This is a genomic window from uncultured Streptococcus sp. (genome assembly GCF_963536705.1).
GTDB lineage: Bacteria > Bacillota > Bacilli > Lactobacillales > Streptococcaceae > Streptococcus.
Genome location: NZ_CAUTAP010000008.1, coordinates 72,016 through 92,596, shown reverse-complemented (window position 1 = coordinate 92,596; position 20,581 = coordinate 72,016). Strand labels below are relative to the sequence as shown.

Genomic DNA, 20,581 nt, shown 5'->3' with positions numbered 1-20,581 from the left:
TTTCAGAATATTAAGTTAGCTCACTAACACCCTAAGATGTTTATGCAATTGGTTTTCCCGCATGTCTGTCATCTAGGATTAGACAACCTTAGTCTCGCCCATTCCGCCTCTAAAATCATCAAAAATCCCATTGTAGCTACAATGGGATTTTCTTGCTTTATTTGATATGTTCTGCGAGTTCTTTTTGAGCTTTTTTGTTGGACTCTTCCTTTTCTTTTGCCCATTTTTCACGCGCTTTTTCATATTCTTTAGTCGTTATTGGTTTATCTTGGATTTCAACATATTTAAAGCTATATTCACCCTTGTTTCCAGTCCAAGCAAATGGTCCTGAGAATGGAACAACCTTACGGACACTTGGTGTTGCACCAGATGACCAAGCTGGCATCAACAGAGCACTGTCTGTCAGCCAAGCCTGAGCTGCAGCATATTTTTCGTAACGTTTGTTAATATCCTCGTTTTCCGCAGCTGCGTCTTCCAAGAGTTTGTCATATTCTTCAAAGCCAGCCTCTTTAGCTGCCGCATTGTCTGTACCAGGATCAAATCCAAAGTAGCCGTCAACATTCTCACCAGTCTTAGAGCCAGTGATTTCCAAATAAGAAGATGGATCGTTATAATCTGGGCTCCAGCCAAGATTATTATTTAAGTCCCAGTCTTCTTGAGATGCCGAGGTCGCAAAGTAGGTGATGTTATTCAACTCATCATCTGTCATCTGCTGAATGTCAATCACCACATTGTCAGAGCCAAGATTGGATTCAATAGACTGCTTCAGTGACTGAACACTCTTAACACCATTGGTATCTGCTGAGCTAACCGGAATATCCAGATGAATAGGGAATTCTACTCCCTCTGCCTGCAGCGCTTCCTTAGCTTTGGCAAATTCTGCCTTGGCTTTTTCTGGATTATAAAGACCATCCTGAGCGTCGTCTAATTTGACTCCCTTCCACTCATCACCGTAGCTAGCCAGATTTTCTTCTACAATGCTGCCGAACTCTTTACCATTAGCTTGTACAAAGGTTGGCGGAACAAAGGTATTACGAAGCTGCTTGTCTGCTGCTTCTTCACCATTGGTTTGTGCAGAATAGGCAGTACGGTCAAAGGCAAAAAGCAGAGCCTGACGGAAATCTTTATTGAGCAGTGCTTTCTTAGTAGAAGATTTCTGTGCATCCGTTGTCTTAGAAGTATGCTCGTAAGACTGACGGTCGATATTAGTTGTGACAAAGAAGGTTCCTGAACCTTGAGGAGTGTAGACGATATTATCGCCATACTGTTTCTTCACACTGGCAAAGTTGGAGCTATTTGGGAAAAGACGAGCAATGGTGTAGTTGCCGTCAGAGAAGCCACGCACTAGAGATTCTGTATCTTGACCATCGTAGTAAGAAAATTTGACAGTGTCAATTTTCACCTTTTCCTTATCCCAATAGTTTGGATTCTTCTCTAAGCTAATTTGAGATTTGGAAGTGATAGATTTCAAGATAAACGGACCGTTATAGAGGACACTGGTCGGATCCGTTCCCTGAGCAAACTTGTCACCTTTTGATTTCAGGAATTCTTCGTTAATTGGGAAAAGAATCCCCATGGTTGTCTTAGAATTCCAGAAACTTTCTGGCTGATTCAAAGTGTATTGAACAGTAGAATCATCCACCGCCTTGACACCCACTTGGGAGAAATCAGTTATTTTACCATTGACATAGTCGTCCAAGCCTTTAACAGATTTTTGAATGATATAGAGACCCTCAGACTTGCTGTCTGCGGCATGCTTCAGACTGGTCACAAAGTCCTTAGCAGTCACATCTGCATACTCTTCACCATCAGAAGTATACCATTTCACTCCCTCACGAAGCTTATAAGTATAGGTTAGACCATCTTTTGAAACGGTCCAATCTTCCGCTAGAGAAGGCACTAAGTTACCATACTTATCGCTTTCTAGCAAACCATCCACTACATTAGCCATAATCTCATTGGTTGCCCGCTTATTGGACACAGTGTAATCCAGCGTATCTGGATCTGCCGTATAAACATAGCTATAGTTTTTCCCAGATGAATTGGAGCCACCAAACGAACAGGCAGCCAGAATTCCTGCAGAGAGAATGACAAGCCCAGCAGCTGCAGCTAACTTAGATGTTTTCATAAACTTCCTCCAGTTTTCATTAAGATTACTTTCATTATAGCACTTCTGCGACAGGATGTAAACGCTTCAATGCAATAGAGAGTCATATAAAAAAGAGACTGGGACAAAATGTCTCAGTCTCGCTTTATCGTATTCACAAACTTTTGATTCCAAACTGTTTATAAAGAATCAAAAGCTCGCGGTTCAGAACCTTATTTAATGTGTTTTTCTAAGTCTTCTTGGGCTTTTTTATTGGATGCTTCCTTTTCTTTTTCCCATTTCTTAAGAGCCGCTTCATAGTCTTTAGCTGTAACAATATCATTTTGGAGCTCCATGTTCTTAAAGACATAGGCATCTCCTTTGATTCCGACATAAGAGTAAGACTTGGTAAATGGCACAACCTTCTGAACGACTGGTGAACCACCACCAGAAACACTAGGAATAACAATGGAGCTATCCGTCAACCAAGCCTGAGCTGCTGCGTATTTGGTGTAACGAGCATCTGTATCTTGTTTTTCTTGATCAGCTTCATCCAGCAAAGCCTTGTATTCATTCAAGCCAACCTTATTTGCCACATCAGCATTTTTCCCTTTTTCTATACCAATATTATCTGCAGCATCACCTGTTTCAGGGTTAAAGATATTCAGATAAGTTGATGGATCTTGGTAGTCTGCTGACCAGCCAGACATGTTGAGATCGTAGTCTTTCTGAGCTGCTGTTTCTGCAAAGTAGGCAGAATTATCAAAGTCATCTGTTGACATTTGCTGAACATCAATAACGACATTTTCTTGGCCAAGCGCTGATTCGACAGACTGTTTGAAGGAATTCGTCCGTTGTACCAAAACCTTGTCAGACTGATCGACAGGGACGTCAATATGGATTGGGAATTCTACACCTTCAGCTTGCAAGGTTTCTTTTGCCTTGGCAAATTCCGCCTTGGCTTTATCAGCATTGTAGATGCTGTCTTGGGCATCTGTCAGTTTGACACCGCTCCACTCATCACCGTATGTAGGAAGTTTGCTCTCTACTACATCTGAAAAGTCTTTGCCATCAACCTGCACGAAGCTAGGAGGAACTAGCAAGCTACGGATGAGTTTAGTCGCCCCATCTTTACCATTCATCTGAGCTCCAAAAGATGTCCGGTCAAAGGCAAAGTTGATTGCCTGACGGAAGTCTTTATTTTGAATAGCAGCTGTAGTTGATGCCTTTTGAGCATCTGATGTCTTAGACGAATGATTATAAGTCTTACGATTCAGATTGAAAGCAAAATAGAAACTAGTTGAATTCTGTGGTGTGTAAATAATATTGTCTTTGTACTGCTTTTCTACAGAAGCATAGTTAGAGCTCGTAGGGTAAAGCCGTGCTTGAGAATAAGCCCCGTCTGAGAAGTTGCGGATCAAGGATTCCTGATCCGAACCATCAAAATAAGTCAGTTTTATATTTTCAACCTTGACATTGTCCTTATCCCAATAGTTCTGGTTTTTAGCATATTCAATGACAGACTTAGAAGTGAATGCTTTCAGAACATAAGGTCCGTTATAAAGAATGGAAGAAGGTTTTACGGTACCAAAATCTTTGCCTTGTGACTTCAAGAAATCCTCATTGATGGGGAACAGAATCCCCATGGTCGTCTTAGAGTTCCAGTAGCTTTCTGGCTGGTTGAGCGTGTATTCGACCGTGTGGTCATCAACTGCTTTTACTCCAACTGTTGAGAAGTCTTTAGACTCTCCTTTGACATAGGCATCCAAGCCTTTGATAGAGCTTTGGACGATAGGAAGAGCTTCAGAATTTTCATCTGCCGCGTGCTTCAAACCTGCTACAAAGTCTTGTGCTTTAACCTCTGCATATTCTTCACCATCTGATGTGTACCACTTAGCATCTTTACGAAGCTTATAGGTATAGGTCAAACCATCCTTTGAAACAGTCCAGTCTTCCGCAATAGATGGAACCAAATTGCCATATTTATCATTTTCTAAAAGGCCGTCCACCAAGTTTGTAATAACATCGGACGTAGTAGCCCGATTTGAATTGACATAGTCCAAAGTATCAGGGTCACTCAAATAGACATAAGAATAGGTATTGCTGGCACTAGAGTTTCCACAAGCAGCTAAAATCAGTGTTGACACGACTGTCAGTCCAGTAATGGCCAACCATTTAGATTTTTTCATGAGCATTCTCCTTCTCAATTTATATTGTATTATTATACAATATTTTTTTATAAAAACAAACGCTTTATGTAAAAAAATAATAATTTTCTATTTTTCAGTCCGTTTAACTGTGTTTTTTCAAATATTTTTCTATTTTGTGAGATTTTGTGAAAGATGCTTTTATAAAAAATCTTTTAAAAGAGATTGCTCTACTTTTCTTTACATTTATTTTGTAATCTTTTATTATCCTTGATTTATAAAAGAAAAGAGAATTTTATGATACAATGGTTATATCTTGTTTTAGGGGAAAGAAATGAAACGATTATTCCTATGTTTACTAGTTTTGGTCGGAATGACCGCCAGCAAGGTTGCAGCAGATGATTTCAACATTGCCGCTAAGAGTGCAATGGCTGTGGACGCTACTTCTGGAAAGATTCTCTACGAAAAAGATGCTAATACTCCAATCGAAGTCGGCTCCATCACCAATCTTTTGACCGTCTATCTGGTCTATGAAGCCATTGACAGAGGAGACCTGACTGCCGATACCTATGTTGATATCTCAGACTACGCCTACAATCTAACATCTAATCCAAATATCAGCAATGTCCCTTTGGAAGCCAAACGTTACAAAGTCAAAGACTTGATTGCCGCTTCCTTGATGTCCAGCTCCAACAGTGCCACGATTGCCTTGGCTGAGAAGGTTGGAGGCAGCGAAGAAAATTTCGTCGAAATGATGAAGGCTAAGCTTAAAGAATGGGGAATCAAAGATGCTACTATTGTGAACTCCACAGGGCTGAATACTCTTCTTCTAGAATACGCAACTGAAGAAACAGAGTATAGCGCCTCAGCTAGCACATCTAAAAAAAGCAAGGACACTGAAAATAAATTCAGTGCCTACGACTTGGCTGTTATCAGCCGGCATCTGATTATGGACTTCCCTCAAGTGACAGACATCACTTCCAAGTCCACAGCTAAAATTGCAGGGACGAGTCTGGAAAATTATAACTTCATGTTGGAAAACCAGTCCAACTTCCGCTCAGGTGTAGACGGACTCAAAGCCGGCAGTTCGGATAAGGGTGGCTCTTCCTTTGTTGCGACGACTACTGAAAATGGCATCCGCATGATTACAGTTGTGCTGGACGTTGAGCAAACTGACGGCGACCCCTACGCACGCTTTGTAGCCACAGCGTCTTTAATGAACTATGTTTCGCAAAACTTCACCCAGACGACTATTGTGGCTGAGGGGGAGGCCTACAATAAAAGCAAGTCAACCGTTATTGACGGCAAGCAAAAGACCGTTCCAGCCGTTGCCAGAAAGGATTTCACCATCATTGAGCGCATCGCCAATCAGGCTGAGCACAAGGTGGAATTTTCTACCAACGAAAAAGGCTTCCAAGCTCCGCTGAAAAAAAATACTGAACTTGGTACCCTGACCTATACCGACCCTGAACCGATCGGTCAAGGCTATCTGGAAAACAAAGCACCTTCTGTCACAATGGTGGCCGGCCAAGAGGTGGAAAAAAGCATTTTCTTTAAGGTCTGGTGGAATGACTTCGTCCGCTATGTTAACGAGAAATTATAAAAACAGCCGCGAATCAAATGATTCGCGGCTGTTTTGTATGTTTTGATTAAGAAGAAAACAATTAAATTTCGAAGTAGGGCAAAGCACTATCACTGTCTAACGGATGTGTTGGAATTGCCTCTTCCAAGACAGCCCACCAACCAGCTGCTAATTCTTGAAAAGTGAGACTCGATTCTGGTGAAACAGTCATAATCTTACGACCAAACCAAGCCATCGTTTGAGTTTCAAACTGAAGCATAGCATAATCAATTAAAGGAACACCTGCATCTTTATACTCAGAATTAACCGCACGCGCTACTTCTGGCGCTTGAGGAATAAGCTGATTCTCAAGCTTTTTCACTACATCCGAATCCATTTCTCTCCACGATATTAGTTTCCCATCAACTTGATAATATAGTTCGAATGTTTCCTGTCCCTGTTTAAAATTAACAAGAACAAAAGCTCGCTCCACCTTATCAGGTCCACCCGCTGCCTTAACAGCATTTATCAAAATATTTTGTTCCATTTGAAACCAGTAGTTATCTGCCTCTTCTTCAAGACTAGGAGCAAAGGGTTGGTTCAATTCCTCTATCGTCGCCTCCCCCTTATTAACTTCTTCTACCTTACCAAATAAACGTTTTAAAAAACCCATTCTAACCTCCAGATAAGTCAATGCTATCTTTCATTGCGAAAATTAACCAAACACTATTAGCACTTTTTAACCAACTGATCCTTCCATTTCATAGCTGATCAAGCGGTTAAGCTCAACAGCATACTCCATAGGCAGTTCTTTGGTGAATGGCTCGACAAAGCCCATGACAATCATTTCAGTTGCTTCGGATTCAGACAAGCCACGGCTCATGAGATAGTAGAGTTGCTCTTCTGAAATCTTAGAAACCTTGGCCTCGTGCTCCAGAGCTACCTGAGAGTTATGGATTTCATTAAAGGGAATGGTATCTGACGCAGAAATATCATCCATGATAATCGTATCACACTCAATATGGCTGACAGATTTCTGAGAATTCTTTCCAAAGGTCACTTGGCCGCGGTAGTCCACTTTACCTCCGCCCTTAGCAATGGACTTAGACACGATAGATGAGCTGGTATGCGGAGCATTGTGAATCATCTTAGCACCTGTATCTTGATGCTGATTGGTATTGGCAAAGGCAATAGACAACATGGTTCCACGCGCTCCAGGTCCATCCAGATAGACAGACGGGTACTTCATAGTCGTTTTCGCACCAAGGTTCCCGTCAATCCACTCAACTGTCGCATCTTTCATTGCCCGCGCCCGCTTGGTCACGAGGTTGTAGACATTATCTGACCAGTTTTGAATAGTGGTGTAGCGCATATAGGCACCATCAAGGGCAAAAATTTCAACAATCGCAGCATGCAAGCTATTGCTGGAATAAGTCGGAGCTGTACATCCCTCAACATAATGGACGCTAGCGCCCTCATCGACAATAATCAAAGTCCGCTCAAACTGACCAGAATTTTCATTGTTAATCCGGAAATAAGTCTGCAAGGGAACATCTACCTTGACACCTTTTGGTACATAGATAAAGGTACCACCAGACCAGACGGCGGAGTTGAGAGCTGCTAGCTTGTTATCTGTTGGAGGGACCAGCTTAGCAAAATACTGCTTGAAAAGCTCTGGATATTCCTTAAGAGCTGAGTCGGTATCCGTGAAAACGATTCCTAGCTTTTGGAACTCTTCCTTCATGTTGTGGTAAACCACTTCGGACTCATACTGGGCAGCCGCACCAGCTAGGTAGGCCCGTTCTGCTTCTGGGATCCCAATCTTCTCAAAGGTTTCCTTGATCTTCTCAGGCACTTCATCCCAGCTTCTAGCAGGTTTATCAGAGGCCTTTTGGTAATAAATCAAGTCATCAAAATTAATTTCCGACAAATCCGGCCCCCAAGTCTGCATCGGCATCTTTTTGAAAGCCTCGTAGGATTTGAGGCGGAAATCCAGCATCCATTCTGGTTCATCCTTGGCTGCAGAAAGCTCACGAATGACCGCTTCATTCAGCCCTTTCCCTGTCGAGAGAACAGGTTCAACATCGTCATGGAAACCAAACTTGTATTCACCGAGATCAATCGGTTTTGGTTCTACTCTTTCTTCTGACATAATTTCCTTTCACATTCTTACTTTTTATCTTCTTCAATTGCTCGCTTGAGGGCATTCCAACCCAAGGTCGCACACTTAATTCGCTGCGGGAATTTGGCAACGCCTGCTAAAAAGGCTCCATCTCCTAATTCTTTCTGGCGACTGTCTTCCTGGCCCTGAACCATCTGCGAGAAGACCTCTGCTAATTCCAGGGCCTGCTCTTTTGTCTTGCCCAGAACCGCATCCGTCATCATGCTGGCCGAAGCCGTTGAGATGGTACAGCCGGAATTCACAAAGGCAATATCTTCAATCTGATTTTCAGCATTAAACTTCACAGACAGGCTGATGACATCACCGCAGGTTGGGTTATTAAGGACTACCTGCTCCACATCTTCCAGTTTCCCATGATGATGGGGGTGAGCCGAGTGGTCAGTCACAACCGCCTTGTAAAGACTGTCTAACTTAGAAAGTGCCATTGAAAAACTCCTTTGTCTTTTCTAAAGCATCTACCAGCTTGTCGCAATCCGCATAGGTATTGTAGATATAAAAGCTGGCTCGCACAGTCGCTGGCACCTGCAGATAGGCGAGCAGAGGCTGGGCACAATGGTGCCCTGCCCGAACAGCCACTCCTTCGTAGTCCAGAGCCGTCGCGACATCATGCGGATGAAGCCCCTCCAGATTAAAGGCAATCACGCCTGAGCGCTGGGCCAAATCCTGAGAGCCATAAATGGTCAAACCTTCCACTGCCTGCAGCTTAGGAAATACGTAGGCAATCAGGTCCTGCTCATGCTGGGCAATGGCATCCATACCCAAGTCTTCCAAATAATCAATGGCCGCCGCAAGACCGATTGCTCCTGCCATATTCGGCGTTCCAGCCTCAAACTTCCAAGGCAATTCCTTCCAGGTCGCTTCCTGTTCATAGACGAAATCAATCATTTCGCCACCGAATTCGACAGGCGACATCTGCTCTAGCAGCTCTTCCTTGCCATAGAGAACTCCGATACCAGTCGAGCCTGCCATCTTATGCCCCGAAAAGGCGAAGAAGTCCACATCCAAATCCTGCACATCAATCTTCATGTGCGGAATGGATTGAGCTCCATCCACCACCAAAAGTGCTCCTCGCTGATGAACCAGTTGGGCAATCTCCTTGATGGGATTGATAACTCCAAGGACGTTAGAAGCATGAGCCAGAGAGACAAACTTGGTTCGCTCATTGAGCTTGGCACGGAAATCTTCCATATCCAGAGCACCGTCTTTGAGATAGACATAGACCAACTTGGCTCCAGTCTTCCTACAAGCTTCCTGCCAAGGGATGATATTGGAATGGTGCTCCATGATAGAAATCAGCACTTCATCACCAGGCTGCAACCTTTCAGTCGCAAACTGAGCCACCCAGTTAAGTCCCGTCGTGGTTCCTCGCGTAAAGAGGACTTCTCTACTAGAAGCCGCATTGATAAAAGAACGAACTCTTTCCCTGGCTGCTTCATAAGCTGCTGTCGCCCGCTCGGCTAGCGTATGCACACCGCGGTGGACGTTGGCATTGTCTCTAAGATAGTAGTTTTCAATCGCTGCCAGCACCTGCTTGGGTTTCTGGGTTGTCGCCGCATTGTCCAAATAAACCAAAGGCTCATCATTGACAATTTGGTCCAAAATGGGAAAATCTTGCTTGATTGCTTCTGCATTAAATCCAGTCATGAAGACTCCTATCTACTTACAAGGGACAAGGCCCAGCTTTTTATCTTTTTGCGAGAATAATATCGATATTTTCAATCATTTCATCACGAACTTCTTTAACAGGGATTTCTACAATCACTGAGCCCAAGAAGCCGCGCACGACCAAGCGTTCAGCCGTCGCCTTATCAAGACCCCGACTCATGAGATAATACATATCTTCTGGATCTACCTGACCGATAGAAGCCGCGTGACCAGCTGTCACATCGTTCTCATCAATCAAAAGGATGGGATTAGCATCTGAGCGAGCCTGGTCAGACAGCATGAGAACCCGACTTTCCTGCTGGGCATCCGCTCCCTTGGCACCTTTGATAATATGTCCAATACCATTGAAGGTCAGGGTTCCTTTTTCTAGGATAACCCCGTGCTGCAGGATATTTCCGATAGAGTTGCAGCCATAGTTAGTTACGCGGGTATCAATCCCCTGAACCTGCTTACCGCTTGAGAGAGCCACCACTTTCATATCCGCATGGCTACCCTTGCCATAGAGGTCACTATCAAAGTCAGCCACGACATTGCCTTCGTTCATAACGCCAATAGCCCAATCAATCATGGCATCATTATCCAGCTTGCCACGACGACTGATATAAGCCGTTACATTTTCGCCCAAGCGATCAATAGCTGAAAACTTAATCTGAGCTCCAGCCTGAGCAATAACTTCGACAGTGATATTGGCTGTTACTGGAACAGAGCCCTCGCCGTAAGTTTCCAAGCGTTCCAAGTAGTTAACCTTGGAATGCTTGCCCGCGATAATCAAAATATGCTTGTTAAAAGGAACATCGCTTTCGCTGTCCTGATAAAAAATTCCTTCAATTGGCTGATCAATCTCAACATTGTCCGGCACATAAAGAACGGCACCGCTGTTGAAATAGGCAGTGTGGTAAGCTGCCAATTTGTCCTCGTCGTACTTGACCGCAGACATAAAATGCTTCTCTACCAGCTCTGGAATCTCTTCTAAGGCAGTGTGGAAATCAGTGAAAACCACACCTTGCGCTGCCAAGTCAGCTGGCAATTGCTCCAGAACAGTATGAGTTCCCAACTGAACAAGTTTGAGATTGTCATCTAGAGCTGTAAAGTCTGGAACACTTGTCAGTGGCTCACTCTCTGAAATACGGCCGTCACCCAGATTCCAGCGGTGGAACTTAACCCGCTCAATACGTGGTAATTCTAACTGGTCAATTTTATCAAAGGCCTGCTGGCGCAGTTGAAAGAGCCAGTCTGGCTCTGCATGTAGCTGTGAAAATTCTTGAATCAATTCTTTAGTCATGTCATTCTCCTATCTTTTATCAAAGTCAAAAGAATGTTTGACTAGGCTTCTTCAGTATAGGTGAAGCCCAACTCTTCAGCCAATTTAGCATAGCCTTCTTTCTCCAAGCGGACTGCCAATTCTGGGCCGCCAGAAAGAACGACTTTACCATCCATCATGACATGAACCACATCTGGAGTGATGTAATTGAGCAAGCGTTGGTAGTGAGTGATAATCATAGCACCAAAGCCTTCACCACGCATAGCATTAACCCCTTTGGACACAACCTTAAGAGCATCGATATCCAGACCTGAGTCAATCTCATCCAAGAGTGCAAAAGTCGGCTCAAGCATGAGCAACTGCAGGATTTCATTGCGCTTCTTTTCACCACCGGAGAAACCTTCATTAAGGTAGCGCTCAGCCATTTCTTCTTTCATGTTGAGCAGTTCCATCTTTTCATCCAGCTTCATGATAAAGTCGCGGACAGAGATTTTTTCTTCGTCTTCTTTGCCAGCATTCATAGCAGCACGGAGAAACTCTGCATTAGTAATGCCAGGAATTTCACTAGGGTACTGCATAGCCAGGAAGAGTCCCATGCGAGCACGCTCGTCTACTTCCAGCTCCAAGATATTGACTCCATCAAAAAGCACCTCTCCTTGAGTCACTTCGTAGTTAGGATTACCCATGATAGCTGCAGACAAGGTAGACTTCCCTGTTCCATTTGGGCCCATAATAGCTGCAACCTCTCCCGTTTTCAGAGTGAGATTCACCCCTTTGAGAATTTTTTTCCCTTCGATTTCAACATGAAGATCTTTGATTTCTAAGACAGACATTTCTTTTTCCTTTCTTTGCTTAGCTGATTTACATACTTTAGTATACCAAAAAAAAGCCCAAAAGGCTTTTATTTTGTTTAGAGCTATTCTTATTTATTCCGCTTTTGACGCCATTTCCGCCGAACTTCCTCTCGGTAGGAGGAGTTGCCAATAAAGCGGAGAATATTGAGCAAAGGAGTACGATTGGGCCCCAAAACTCCGACCAACTCAGCAAAGAGTTCAACTCCCAGAAGTAAGCCTATCATCAAGAGCACGCCACCAATTCGACTGGAAACATTCAACAAGAGAGAAATCATGGCAAAGACCAGCGAAATTCCGTAGATAACCAGCACTGTCCCTCGGTGAGTCAGTCCCAAGGACAAGAGTCTATGATGGAGATGGTGCTTGTCAGGTGTGTAGAATTTCTGGCCAGATAGAGTACGGCGGATAATCGCCAGAAAAGTATCCGTAATCGGCACTCCTAAGATAATCATAGGAGTCACTACTGCAACAGCCGTCGCATTTTTCAGCCCTTGCAAAGACAAGACGGCAATCATAAAGCCGATGAAGAGGGCTCCTGTATCACCAAGATAGATGATAGCTGGGTGGTAATTGTAAGGGAAAAAACCTGCAATTGACAAGACCAAGACAAAAATAGTCAAGGTCAAAAAGAGATTGTGCTGGGGCAAAAAGAAGTAAGAAACAATCCCCATCGTCACCAAGGAGATGATGGACACCCCGCTCACCAGACCATCCAAACCGTCAATCAAATTAACTGCATTGGTGATAGAAATAATCCATACCACTGTCAAAATATAGGACAGCCAAGACTCAAAGTGCAGGAAAGGTCCGCCAAAAGGAAGCTTAAAATCATCCAATCGGAAATCCGTCAGCCACCAGATTAGACTGGCAGCCAGAACAATCCCCCCCATTTTCAGCATGGGCGACAGCTCTTTGATATCATCGACCAGGCCTGTAAAGGCAATAATCAAACCACCTAGAACGACTGGCCAAACATAATCAAAATAAGTCTGTCCAAAAAAATCTACAGCAACAATCTGCGGCATCAAGAGCAGAGTAGAGATAGAAAAGGCCGCTACAATCGCCAGCCCCCCACTGCTAGGCATGGGCTTTTTATTGATGCGGCGAGCATTGGGATAATCTACCGCACCAATCTTAAAGGCTACGAGCCGAACCAAGGGTGTCAGAATCACCCCGATAAAAAAAGTTCCCAACAATACCAAGATAAACTTTAAAGGAAAAGTAATCATATGCATTCAACCTTCTGCAGGCCGGAGACCGCATCTGTCACCAAAAGCAGATGACCGTGCTCCTGCAACACAGCCCGAGTGATATCTGAATCATCTGCGAATTCACGCATTTTGGCCAAGAGCCAAGCTGGATAACGCTCTGGAAAACCCTCAACATCTACTAAAATCGTCAAATAATAAGCCGAATCATACTTATAAAGTTCTGATAAGTCAATCTTATAGTCCACCGTCTGGGCAAAGGCCGCAGCAGCCTTAATATCTTCAAAACGCAGGATATAGTAAATGTAACGCTCTGCATTTTCTGCCGACTGCTCATCCACCGGCTCCTGAGAAAGCTGCTCCCTTTCCTCTGCTTCGGCTGTTTCCAAAGATTGGACTGCTTCTATGTCTTCCTTGCTCTTTTCAAAAATGCTCTTTTCCAGTGTCTTGAGGAATTCATCCGGAGACATATGAGACAGCTCATCCATGTCTGGCAGATCTGCCAAATCCTCAAAACTCAGATTCTTATCCAACTTAGACTTGGTAACAAAAACATCCACCTTATCTGGCTTAGGCGTCACACGGAAACTCAGCATACCGCTGTCCAAAAAATTATCCGGCATTTCCAACTCATCTAAGATGGTATAGAAAAACTCTTCCGTCTTTTCTTGGGGGACCAAGAAATCAGCCATTTCCATGCCGCGCTCTTCCAAATCTTCCAGCTGAATCGTGATTTTTATGGTCGAATCACTAATCTGTTTCATTTCCATATCTCTACCTCATACACTTCTAGTCCTACTATTATACTAAAAAATCCCCCGTATTTCAAAAAATAGCTAGTATTGGTCTGAAAATGGAGGTTGCAAGAAAAAACTCTCAGAAAATTCCGAGAGCTTATTATTTCACTACATGAGAGAGTCAGGGAAACATTAAAATCTCCCCCTTTTATCCCATCAAGGCTTTGAATGCTGCATAAACCAGAAGCACGCCGCCTAGGCCAATCCGATATTTCCCAAAAATTGTAAAGTCATGCTTTTTGACGTAGTCTGTCAGGAAACGAATCACGACTAGACTGACACCGAAGGCCACCCCCATGGCAACTAAGAGCAAGAAGATTTGCCCAAATCCTAGACTGTTCCCATTCTTGATGAACTTGAGAATTTTCCAGCCGCTAGCGCCAAACATAATGGGAATCCCCAGGTAGAAAGTGAACTCTGTCACGACAGAACGACTGACACCATTTAGGAGACCGCCGACAATGGTGGCACCAGAACGGCTAGTCCCAGGAAAGAGAGCTAGAATCTGAAAGAGACCAATTTGCAAGGCAGTCTTGTAAGGAAGAGAGGCCAAATCTGTCACAGCAGGCTCCTCATGCTCGCGCCTTTCCAAATAGATAAAAGCCGCCCCATAGACAATCAGCATCACTGACACAGAGACCAGATTGTAGAAATGCGCTTCAAACCAATCATCCAAGAATAAGCCGATAACAGCAGCCGGCAAGGCTGCCACGACCACCTTGGCCCAAAGCTGCCAGGTCTTTTGAACCTGACGTGCTGACTTGCCCGGTTTAAAAGGGTTTAGCTTGTCAAAATAGATAACGACAACCGCCAAAATAGCTCCCAGCTGGATAACGACATTAAACATTTCCATAAAGGCTGGACTTTGATTTTTAAACTGGATAAAGTCTTGAATCAAAATCAGGTGCCCCGTACTGGAAATCGGCAGCCATTCTGTGATTCCTTCGATGATACCGTAAATAATAGAGATGAAAATTTCAATGATAAACATAGAATACTCCTGAAACAAGGGTTTACTCAAGGAAAGTCGCAGTTAAATTCCCAAAGAGTATTAGGTCTTATTATATCACAATTTTAAGGCTAGGAAAAGCCAGTACTAAGACTTTTCCAGATAGGCGAGGGCTTGTCTATCAGAAAGCTCCACCGCCTCCACCGCCTCCGCCGCCGGAGAAACCACCACCTGAACTTCCGCCAGATGAGACAGAGAAATTGCTGGCTGTGGTGGCTACATGGCCGTAGTTTGAGAAACTGTGCATACTGCTATAGAAGGCATAATGCAAGTTAGCCTGAACATAGCTGTCCATAGATGGATTTTCCAAGTGAATCTGACGCAGTGCCATGACTCGGCTGACGCGATCTGCATAGCCAAAGAGGGTCGCATAGACCAAGAGACGGTTCCACAGGATAATGCCTTCGATTTCTGTCTTGTCCAGATGAGCAATATCTCGCAGCATATTTGAAAAACTTCTCCACAAATAGTAATCATGCGCACCTTCATCATTCAGGACACCGTCTCGCCAATAAAGCTGTGCCTTACTAGCAAAAATGCAAATCATAACAAGTCCCACCAATGCTAAGGGAATATATATCCAGATAAGACTTTCAAAAGCGGCCATATAGACAAACAAAACTCCAAGAGAGAACAACAAAACAGCACTAGCTAGAATAATGGCAGTAATCAGCAATCTCTTTTCCTGAACTTTAAGAGGCCGGTAGTGACCAAAGAGACCCAAACGCTTGCCTTCCGAGCGCACTTCTTTAGATAGGGAGCGCAAACTGTTAGTAAATAAGGACTTGATATTACTACCGATGTTACGGATATAGGACTCATCTGCAGAAGACTTGTGCTTATAAATATCTTCTGAAATTTGATAGGCTGAAAATAGATCTTTCACACTGGCTTGGGATTGCTTGTTAAAAGCCATGCCCAGAAAACGTCTCTCAAAGTCCGCCAGTCCATCATAGGTCGCTATTTGCAGAACAGGATTTTCAGCATCTCCCTGCAGGAGGAGATTGCCCCTATCCAGCAGGTCTAACAAAGTCGCCTGAACCATGTTTTCAAAGTTCAGCACTGCCTTACCGCCCCTAGTCGGATCGACATCCTCCATGTCTACCGCGTAAATATTTTCCGCCAAGACAAGGGGAGCCAAGTCCTGAGGAGCTTCGTATAGACGGGCATTCTTGGGATAAGACTGCTTAGGCTTGATCTTCTGGATAAAGACAAAATAAAGAATAGCCGCTACAAGGATGGCACATAAGAGCAGCAAGGGCATATAAATCTCTCCTAGCTGCCGGTAAAAGACCGTCTTGCGGGCAATCTTTTCTTCCTGAGCTTTAAAGGTTGGCAAGTAGTTACTCTCGTCTTCATTCTGGGACACAAGAGAGACCGCTTGTCGATCCCAATAGCCGTGGAGCTCGACATTATCGCCCGAGCCAATTCCATTGAGTTTGACCAGATAGTCAGTGCCATCCTTATCCACGAAAGGCTGGGTGCCAAAGTAGCCACTATGAGCAAAGAGCTCGCTCTTATCTGGATTGCTCAAGCCAGAAACTGTCAAGACGACCTCTCCTATCCCCTGGTCCCAGTCGCTGATAGGAGTCCAGTTGAGCTCAGCAATATCCCTGTGAAGAAAAAGGAGATTTCTCAGCTGCCAAGTTACAGTGACAACAACTCTGTCACCGTCGTTTCCGGAGTTATAGATTTTGACTTCATAGCCATCTCCCAAGTCTTTGACTTGGGGGTTAATGTCCATATCTGGTTCACCATTCGTCAGAACCGAGACCGTCGGATTCCCATCAATGGCAAAGCCATTAGGCATCTTTCCAGCAGAGCCCAGCGAAACAATCTGACCATTATAGTCGTCATTAAACTTGTAGGTCACTTTCTCTGTGTAGGTAGCTGTATTGTCCTCACGCAAGGCCAGATCGCCTTGATAGGATTCAATATCATAGTCAACAGCCGAGACAACCCGACCAAAACAAAGGCAGGAAAATAATACTAACAGGAGATAAAAATATCGTTTCATACTCAACCTCTCTTTACAGATATTTTGTTCTATTATATCATTTTTATCAAGTAAGGGCTTACTTGGATTGAAAAGAACGGTAATTTTCGATAGAATAGGAAGAACTATTATTAGATAAGCAGGAGAAACCCATGAAGAAATTATTACTCACTTTATTTACTGCCCTCCTGGTCGCTTTAGGAACAGCCCAAGTTATCCAAGCCGATGACTACCTGAGAATCGGTATGGAGGCAGCCTACGCCCCCTTCAACTGGACTCAAGATGACGATTCCAACGGTGCTGTAAAAATCGAAGGCACCAACCAATATGCCAACGGATACGATGTGCAGATTGCCAAAAAAATTGCTCAAGAGATGGGCAAGGAACCTCTGGTTGTCAAGACTTCTTGGAATGGCTTAATTCCTGCTCTGACCTCCGGCAAAATTGACATGATTATTGCAGGTATGAGTCCAACTGCCGAGCGGAAAAAGGAAATCGCCTTTTCTAACAGTTACTACACCAGCGAGCCAGTTCTCCTAGTTCGTAAAGATGGAAAATATGCATCCGCTAAGACTCTAGAAGACTTCAAAGACGCTAAAATCACTTCCCAGCAAGGAGTTTACCTCTACAATCTCATTGACCAACTGCCTGGTGCCAAAAAAGAAACAGCTATGGGCGATTTTGCTCAGATGCGTCAAGCCTTGGAATCTGGAGTTATTGATGGCTATATCTCTGAGCGGCCAGAAGCCTTGACTGCTGAGACTGCCAACTCCAACTTCAAAATGATTCAGTTTGAGAAAGGCTTTGAAGTTGGCGAAGAGGATGCTTCTATTGCCATTGGTATGCGCAAGGATGACAGTCGTATCGAGCAAGCTAATGCAGCAATCGCTAAGATTTCTACGAATGATCAAGTCAAGCTGATGGATGAGATGATTCAGAAACAGCCTGTTGATACGGATAGTGAAACAACGAATGAATCATTCTTCAGTCAAGTGGCTAAGATCCTGGCTGAAAACTGGCCTCAATTCCTACGCGGAGCTGGTTTGACTCTACTCATTTCGATTACAGGGACCATCGCAGGTCTCATCATCGGACTGCTGATTGGCGTTTATCGGACGGCACCAGCTTCTAAGAATAAACTCCTAGCATCATTGCAAAAAATCTTCGGCTGGTTCTTAAATGTCTATATTGAGATTTTCCGCGGAACTCCAATGATTGTTCAGTCTATGGTTATCTATTACGGAACAGCCCAGGCTTTTGGAATTTCTATCGACCGGACTATCGCTGCCATTTTCATCGTCTCCATCAATACTGGAGCTTATATGAGCGAGATTGTCCGCGGTGGTATCTTTGCCGTTGATAAGGGGCAATTCGAGGCCGCAACAGCACTGGGTATGACCCATGGCCAGACCATGCGTAAGATTGTACTGCCTCAGGTTGTCCGCAATATTCTGCCCGCAACTGGTAACGAATTTGTCATCAACATCAAGGATACATCCGTGTTGAACGTTATCTCGGTAGTTGAGCTTTATTTCTCTGGAAATACTATCGCTACCCAGACCTACCAATACTTCCAAACCTTTACCATTATCGCTGTAATCTACTTTGTCCTGACATTCAGCGTGACACGCATCCTGCGCTATGTTGAAAAACGCTTCGACACAGACAACTACACGACAGGTGCCAATCAAATGCAGACAGGAGAAGTGAAATCATGACAGAAACCATTTTAGAAATTAAAAACCTCAAAAAGTCCTACGGTGAAAACCAAGTCCTCAAGGACATCTCCCTCACCGTTCATAAAGGAGAAGTAATTTCCATCATCGGCAGCTCTGGCAGTGGAAAGTCAACCTTCCTGCGATCCATTAACCTTCTGGAAACGCCAACTGGCGGACAAATTTTCTACCGCGGCAAGAATGTCCTGGACGAGAATTACGACTTGACCCATTACCGTGAAAAGCTGGGCATGGTCTTTCAGTCTTTCAATCTCTTTGAAAATCTTAATGTCCTAGAAAATACCATCGTCGCTCAGACAACTGTCCTGAAAAAAGAACGGTCAGAAGCCGAGAAAATTGCCAAAGAAAACCTCAACAAGGTTGGCATGGGCGAGCAATACTGGCAGGCCAAGCCTAAGCAACTCTCAGGCGGTCAGAAGCAGCGGGTCGCTATTGCCCGCGCCCTCTCCATGAATCCTGACGCCATCCTCTTTGACGAGCCGACTTCAGCTCTCGACCCTGAAATGGTTGGTGAAGTTCTGAAAATCATGAAAGAACTGGCTCAGGAAGGGCTGACTATGATTGTCGTAACCCACGAGATGGAATTTGCCCGTGATGTTTCCAGCCGTGTTATCTTTATGGACAAGGGCGTCATTGCTGAAGCTGGCAGCCCGCAGGATATCTTTACCAATCCAAAAGAAGAAAGAACCAAAGAATTCCTGCAGCGCTTCCTCAGCTAAACTATTATTTTCAAAATCAAAAAAGGAATCTGGAACTAAGTCCAGATTCCTTTTTTGATTTAATGAGCAATATCAGTTGCACAATTTTGAAGTTTAGTCTTCAAATTTTTCATGGTTTTTGTCGTAGAAATCAATCAAGCCAAGAGCTGTTTCAAAAGAGATATTTTTCACTTTTGCACGTCCTTGAGCAAGAGCAATGATAGACATTTCACGTGCATTTGTTTCTTTACTAATACGGTAACCGGTGATCTTCTTATCACGTACCCAACTAACAACAGATTCTACTTTCTCGAAATTAGATTTAGCCATTTCTTACTCCTCTCTATTCTAGCTACATCAACTACTATAATTGTTTTTATACAGTTTGTCAACTTAAACAAACCAAATTCGAACAAATTAAATAATTCTGAATTTTCTTTACTTAGCTTTGAGGGCTGAAAGTATCTGAGTCCGAATACTTTCGACACCTTCTGGATTTGCTGGAAGGAAGATGGTATTATTACCCGAACTATCTGCAAAATTATTCAGCGTATCCAGGTACTGATTGGTCAAAAGAATAGACATAATCTGCTCTTCTGTCAACTCAATGTTGGCGCCCTTCAATTCCTTGATCGAATCTGCCAAACCATCCACAATGGCCTTACGCTGCTCGGCAATACCAACCCCATGCAGGCGGTCTTTCTCAGCTTCTGCAGAGGCAGCTGTCACAATCTTAATCTTATCCGCTTCAGCCAATTCCTGAGCAGCCACACGCTTACGCTGCGCCGCATTGATTTCGTTCATAGACTGTTTAACTTCAGCATCAGGCTCAACCTTGGTAATCAAGGTTTTGACAATGATATAGCCATAGGTCGACATTTCTTCAGCTACCTGTTTTTGGACCTCTAGGGCAATTTCGTCCTTCTTTTCAAAGAGCTCATCCAAGGTCAGTTTTGGAACGGAGGAACGAAGGGCATCTTCAATATAGGACTTAATCTGTGCTTCTGGCCGCATAAGTTTGTAATAAGCGTCAATCACGTTGTTCTCATTTACGCGATACTGGGTCGCAACATTCATAGTTACGAAAACATTATCCTGTGTCTTGGTCTCAACGACAATCTCGCTCTGCAGCAAACGCAGCTGAACACGAGCCGCTATCTTATCAATCCCTAAAGGAAGACGGAAATTGATACCGCTGCTGCTAGTTTTGTGGTAGCGTCCAAAACGCTCAATGATTGCCACAGATTGCTGACGAACCACATAGACTGCACTAAGCAACAAGAATATAAAGATTATGATCAATATGATAAAGAAAAATGGAATAAACAACATGTTCAAGCCTCCTTGATTCACTATAGTATATTCTAACATATTTAATTTG

At 43.8% G+C, this 20,581-nt stretch carries 17 protein-coding genes; 3 read left to right on the top strand and 14 right to left on the bottom strand.

Annotated features, from left to right (window positions below; translation table 11 throughout):
• Positions 1 to 157 precede the first annotated feature (157 nt).
• Positions 158 to 2,128, bottom strand: coding sequence for a peptide ABC transporter substrate-binding protein (locus RWX26_RS06205; protein WP_314580128.1), 1,971 nt, complete (start codon positions 2,126 to 2,128; stop codon positions 158 to 160).
• A gap of 191 nt (positions 2,129 to 2,319) precedes the next feature.
• Positions 2,320 to 4,275, bottom strand: coding sequence for a peptide ABC transporter substrate-binding protein (locus RWX26_RS06200; RefSeq protein ID WP_032911845.1), 1,956 nt, complete (start codon positions 4,273 to 4,275; stop codon positions 2,320 to 2,322).
• Positions 4,276 to 4,567: 292 nt separating this feature from the next.
• Between RWX26_RS06200 and pbp3 the strand changes: the two genes are divergently transcribed.
• Positions 4,568 to 5,836, top strand: coding sequence for a D-alanyl-D-alanine carboxypeptidase PBP3 (gene pbp3 / locus RWX26_RS06195; RefSeq protein WP_002925889.1), 1,269 nt, complete (start codon positions 4,568 to 4,570; stop codon positions 5,834 to 5,836).
• A 61-nt stretch (positions 5,837 to 5,897) separates the two neighbouring features.
• On the opposite strand, the gene RWX26_RS06190 is transcribed toward pbp3, so the two are convergent.
• The 10 genes from RWX26_RS06190 to RWX26_RS06145 all read right to left on the bottom strand — a co-directional run bounded on the left by RWX26_RS06190 (position 5,898) and on the right by RWX26_RS06145 (position 16,787).
• Positions 5,898 to 6,467, bottom strand: a complete 570-nt coding sequence (locus RWX26_RS06190) for a hypothetical protein (RefSeq protein ID WP_002893629.1) — start codon at positions 6,465 to 6,467, stop codon at positions 5,898 to 5,900.
• Between the two features lie 66 nt (positions 6,468 to 6,533).
• Complete coding sequence (gene sufB, locus RWX26_RS06185) at positions 6,534 to 7,946, bottom strand: Fe-S cluster assembly protein SufB (protein WP_002893631.1); 1,413 nt, start codon at positions 7,944 to 7,946, stop codon at positions 6,534 to 6,536.
• 17 nt (positions 7,947 to 7,963) lie between these two features.
• A complete protein-coding gene (gene sufU, locus RWX26_RS06180) occupies positions 7,964 to 8,401 on the bottom strand; it encodes a Fe-S cluster assembly sulfur transfer protein SufU (RefSeq protein WP_002902442.1) in 438 nt (145 codons plus the stop codon).
• Positions 8,388 to 9,620: a cysteine desulfurase gene (locus RWX26_RS06175; RefSeq protein ID WP_314580123.1), complete on the bottom strand. Its 1,233-nt coding sequence runs from the start codon at positions 9,618 to 9,620 to the stop codon at positions 8,388 to 8,390. Before RWX26_RS06175 ends, sufU begins: the two co-directional genes overlap by 14 nt.
• 40 nt (positions 9,621 to 9,660) lie before the next feature.
• Positions 9,661 to 10,923 carry a Fe-S cluster assembly protein SufD gene (gene sufD, locus RWX26_RS06170; RefSeq protein WP_314580121.1) on the bottom strand — a complete coding sequence of 421 codons (1,263 nt, stop codon included), beginning with the start codon at positions 10,921 to 10,923 and terminating at the stop codon, positions 9,661 to 9,663.
• A gap of 41 nt (positions 10,924 to 10,964) precedes the next feature.
• Positions 10,965 to 11,735: a Fe-S cluster assembly ATPase SufC gene (gene sufC / locus RWX26_RS06165; protein WP_002893635.1), complete on the bottom strand. Its 771-nt coding sequence runs from the start codon at positions 11,733 to 11,735 to the stop codon at positions 10,965 to 10,967.
• Between the two features lie 89 nt (positions 11,736 to 11,824).
• A complete protein-coding gene (locus RWX26_RS06160; protein WP_314580120.1) occupies positions 11,825 to 12,991 on the bottom strand; it encodes an MraY family glycosyltransferase in 1,167 nt (388 codons plus the stop codon).
• The gene (mecA, locus tag RWX26_RS06155; protein WP_314580118.1) at positions 12,982 to 13,734 is read right to left on the bottom strand and encodes an adaptor protein MecA; all 753 of its coding nucleotides are present in this window, start codon (positions 13,732 to 13,734) and stop codon (positions 12,982 to 12,984) included. The genes RWX26_RS06160 and mecA overlap by 10 nt, the downstream gene beginning before the upstream one ends.
• A gap of 175 nt (positions 13,735 to 13,909) precedes the next feature.
• Positions 13,910 to 14,752 carry an undecaprenyl-diphosphate phosphatase gene (locus tag RWX26_RS06150; protein ID WP_314580116.1) on the bottom strand — a complete coding sequence of 281 codons (843 nt, stop codon included), beginning with the start codon at positions 14,750 to 14,752 and terminating at the stop codon, positions 13,910 to 13,912.
• A 139-nt stretch (positions 14,753 to 14,891) separates the two neighbouring features.
• Positions 14,892 to 16,787, bottom strand: a complete 1,896-nt coding sequence (locus RWX26_RS06145) for a DUF2207 domain-containing protein (protein ID WP_314580114.1) — start codon at positions 16,785 to 16,787, stop codon at positions 14,892 to 14,894.
• A gap of 131 nt (positions 16,788 to 16,918) precedes the next feature.
• On the opposite strand from RWX26_RS06145, the gene RWX26_RS06140 reads away from it, so the two are divergent.
• Together RWX26_RS06140 and RWX26_RS06135 are read left to right on the top strand one after the other, a co-directional pair.
• On the top strand, positions 16,919 to 18,484 hold the full coding sequence (locus tag RWX26_RS06140; protein WP_314580112.1) for an ABC transporter substrate-binding protein/permease: 1,566 nt from the start codon (positions 16,919 to 16,921) through the stop codon (positions 18,482 to 18,484).
• Positions 18,481 to 19,221 (top strand): amino acid ABC transporter ATP-binding protein, encoded by a 741-nt coding sequence (locus RWX26_RS06135; protein ID WP_002893646.1) that lies wholly within the window; start codon positions 18,481 to 18,483, stop codon positions 19,219 to 19,221. Before RWX26_RS06140 ends, RWX26_RS06135 begins: the two co-directional genes overlap by 4 nt.
• A gap of 93 nt (positions 19,222 to 19,314) precedes the next feature.
• Here the strand turns inward: RWX26_RS06135 and RWX26_RS06130 are convergent, their stop codons facing one another.
• Both RWX26_RS06130 and RWX26_RS06125 read right to left on the bottom strand, forming a co-directional pair.
• On the bottom strand, positions 19,315 to 19,530 hold the full coding sequence (locus RWX26_RS06130) for a hypothetical protein (protein WP_002893653.1): 216 nt from the start codon (positions 19,528 to 19,530) through the stop codon (positions 19,315 to 19,317).
• Positions 19,531 to 19,638: 108 nt separating this feature from the next.
• A complete protein-coding gene (locus RWX26_RS06125) occupies positions 19,639 to 20,571 on the bottom strand; it encodes an SPFH domain-containing protein (RefSeq protein WP_002893654.1) in 933 nt (310 codons plus the stop codon).
• Between the last annotated feature and the right edge of the window lie 10 nt (positions 20,572 to 20,581).

What these genes read in the sequence shown, in the direction of transcription:
- RWX26_RS06205 (WP_314580128.1), bottom strand. Translation starts at nt 2,128, where the DNA reads ATGAAAACATCTAAGTTAGCTGCAGCTGCTGGGCTTGTCATTCTCTCT.
- RWX26_RS06200 (WP_032911845.1), bottom strand. Translation starts at nt 4,275, where the DNA reads ATGAAAAAATCTAAATGGTTGGCCATTACTGGACTGACAGTCGTGTCA.
- pbp3 (WP_002925889.1), top strand. Translation starts at nt 4,568, where the DNA reads ATGAAACGATTATTCCTATGTTTACTAGTTTTGGTCGGAATGACCGCC.
- RWX26_RS06190 (WP_002893629.1), bottom strand. Translation starts at nt 6,467, where the DNA reads ATGGGTTTTTTAAAACGTTTATTTGGTAAGGTAGAAGAAGTTAATAAG.
- sufB (WP_002893631.1), bottom strand. Translation starts at nt 7,946, where the DNA reads ATGTCAGAAGAAAGAGTAGAACCAAAACCGATTGATCTCGGTGAATAC.
- sufU (WP_002902442.1), bottom strand. Translation starts at nt 8,401, where the DNA reads ATGGCACTTTCTAAGTTAGACAGTCTTTACAAGGCGGTTGTGACTGAC.
- RWX26_RS06175 (WP_314580123.1), bottom strand. Translation starts at nt 9,620, where the DNA reads ATGACTGGATTTAATGCAGAAGCAATCAAGCAAGATTTTCCCATTTTG.
- sufD (WP_314580121.1), bottom strand. Translation starts at nt 10,923, where the DNA reads ATGACTAAAGAATTGATTCAAGAATTTTCACAGCTACATGCAGAGCCA.
- sufC (WP_002893635.1), bottom strand. Translation starts at nt 11,735, where the DNA reads ATGTCTGTCTTAGAAATCAAAGATCTTCATGTTGAAATCGAAGGGAAA.
- RWX26_RS06160 (WP_314580120.1), bottom strand. Translation starts at nt 12,991, where the DNA reads ATGCATATGATTACTTTTCCTTTAAAGTTTATCTTGGTATTGTTGGGA.
- mecA (WP_314580118.1), bottom strand. Translation starts at nt 13,734, where the DNA reads ATGGAAATGAAACAGATTAGTGATTCGACCATAAAAATCACGATTCAG.
- RWX26_RS06150 (WP_314580116.1), bottom strand. Translation starts at nt 14,752, where the DNA reads ATGTTTATCATTGAAATTTTCATCTCTATTATTTACGGTATCATCGAA.
- RWX26_RS06145 (WP_314580114.1), bottom strand. Translation starts at nt 16,787, where the DNA reads ATGAAACGATATTTTTATCTCCTGTTAGTATTATTTTCCTGCCTTTGT.
- RWX26_RS06140 (WP_314580112.1), top strand. Translation starts at nt 16,919, where the DNA reads ATGAAGAAATTATTACTCACTTTATTTACTGCCCTCCTGGTCGCTTTA.
- RWX26_RS06135 (WP_002893646.1), top strand. Translation starts at nt 18,481, where the DNA reads ATGACAGAAACCATTTTAGAAATTAAAAACCTCAAAAAGTCCTACGGT.
- RWX26_RS06130 (WP_002893653.1), bottom strand. Translation starts at nt 19,530, where the DNA reads ATGGCTAAATCTAATTTCGAGAAAGTAGAATCTGTTGTTAGTTGGGTA.
- RWX26_RS06125 (WP_002893654.1), bottom strand. Translation starts at nt 20,571, where the DNA reads ATGTTAGAATATACTATAGTGAATCAAGGAGGCTTGAACATGTTGTTT.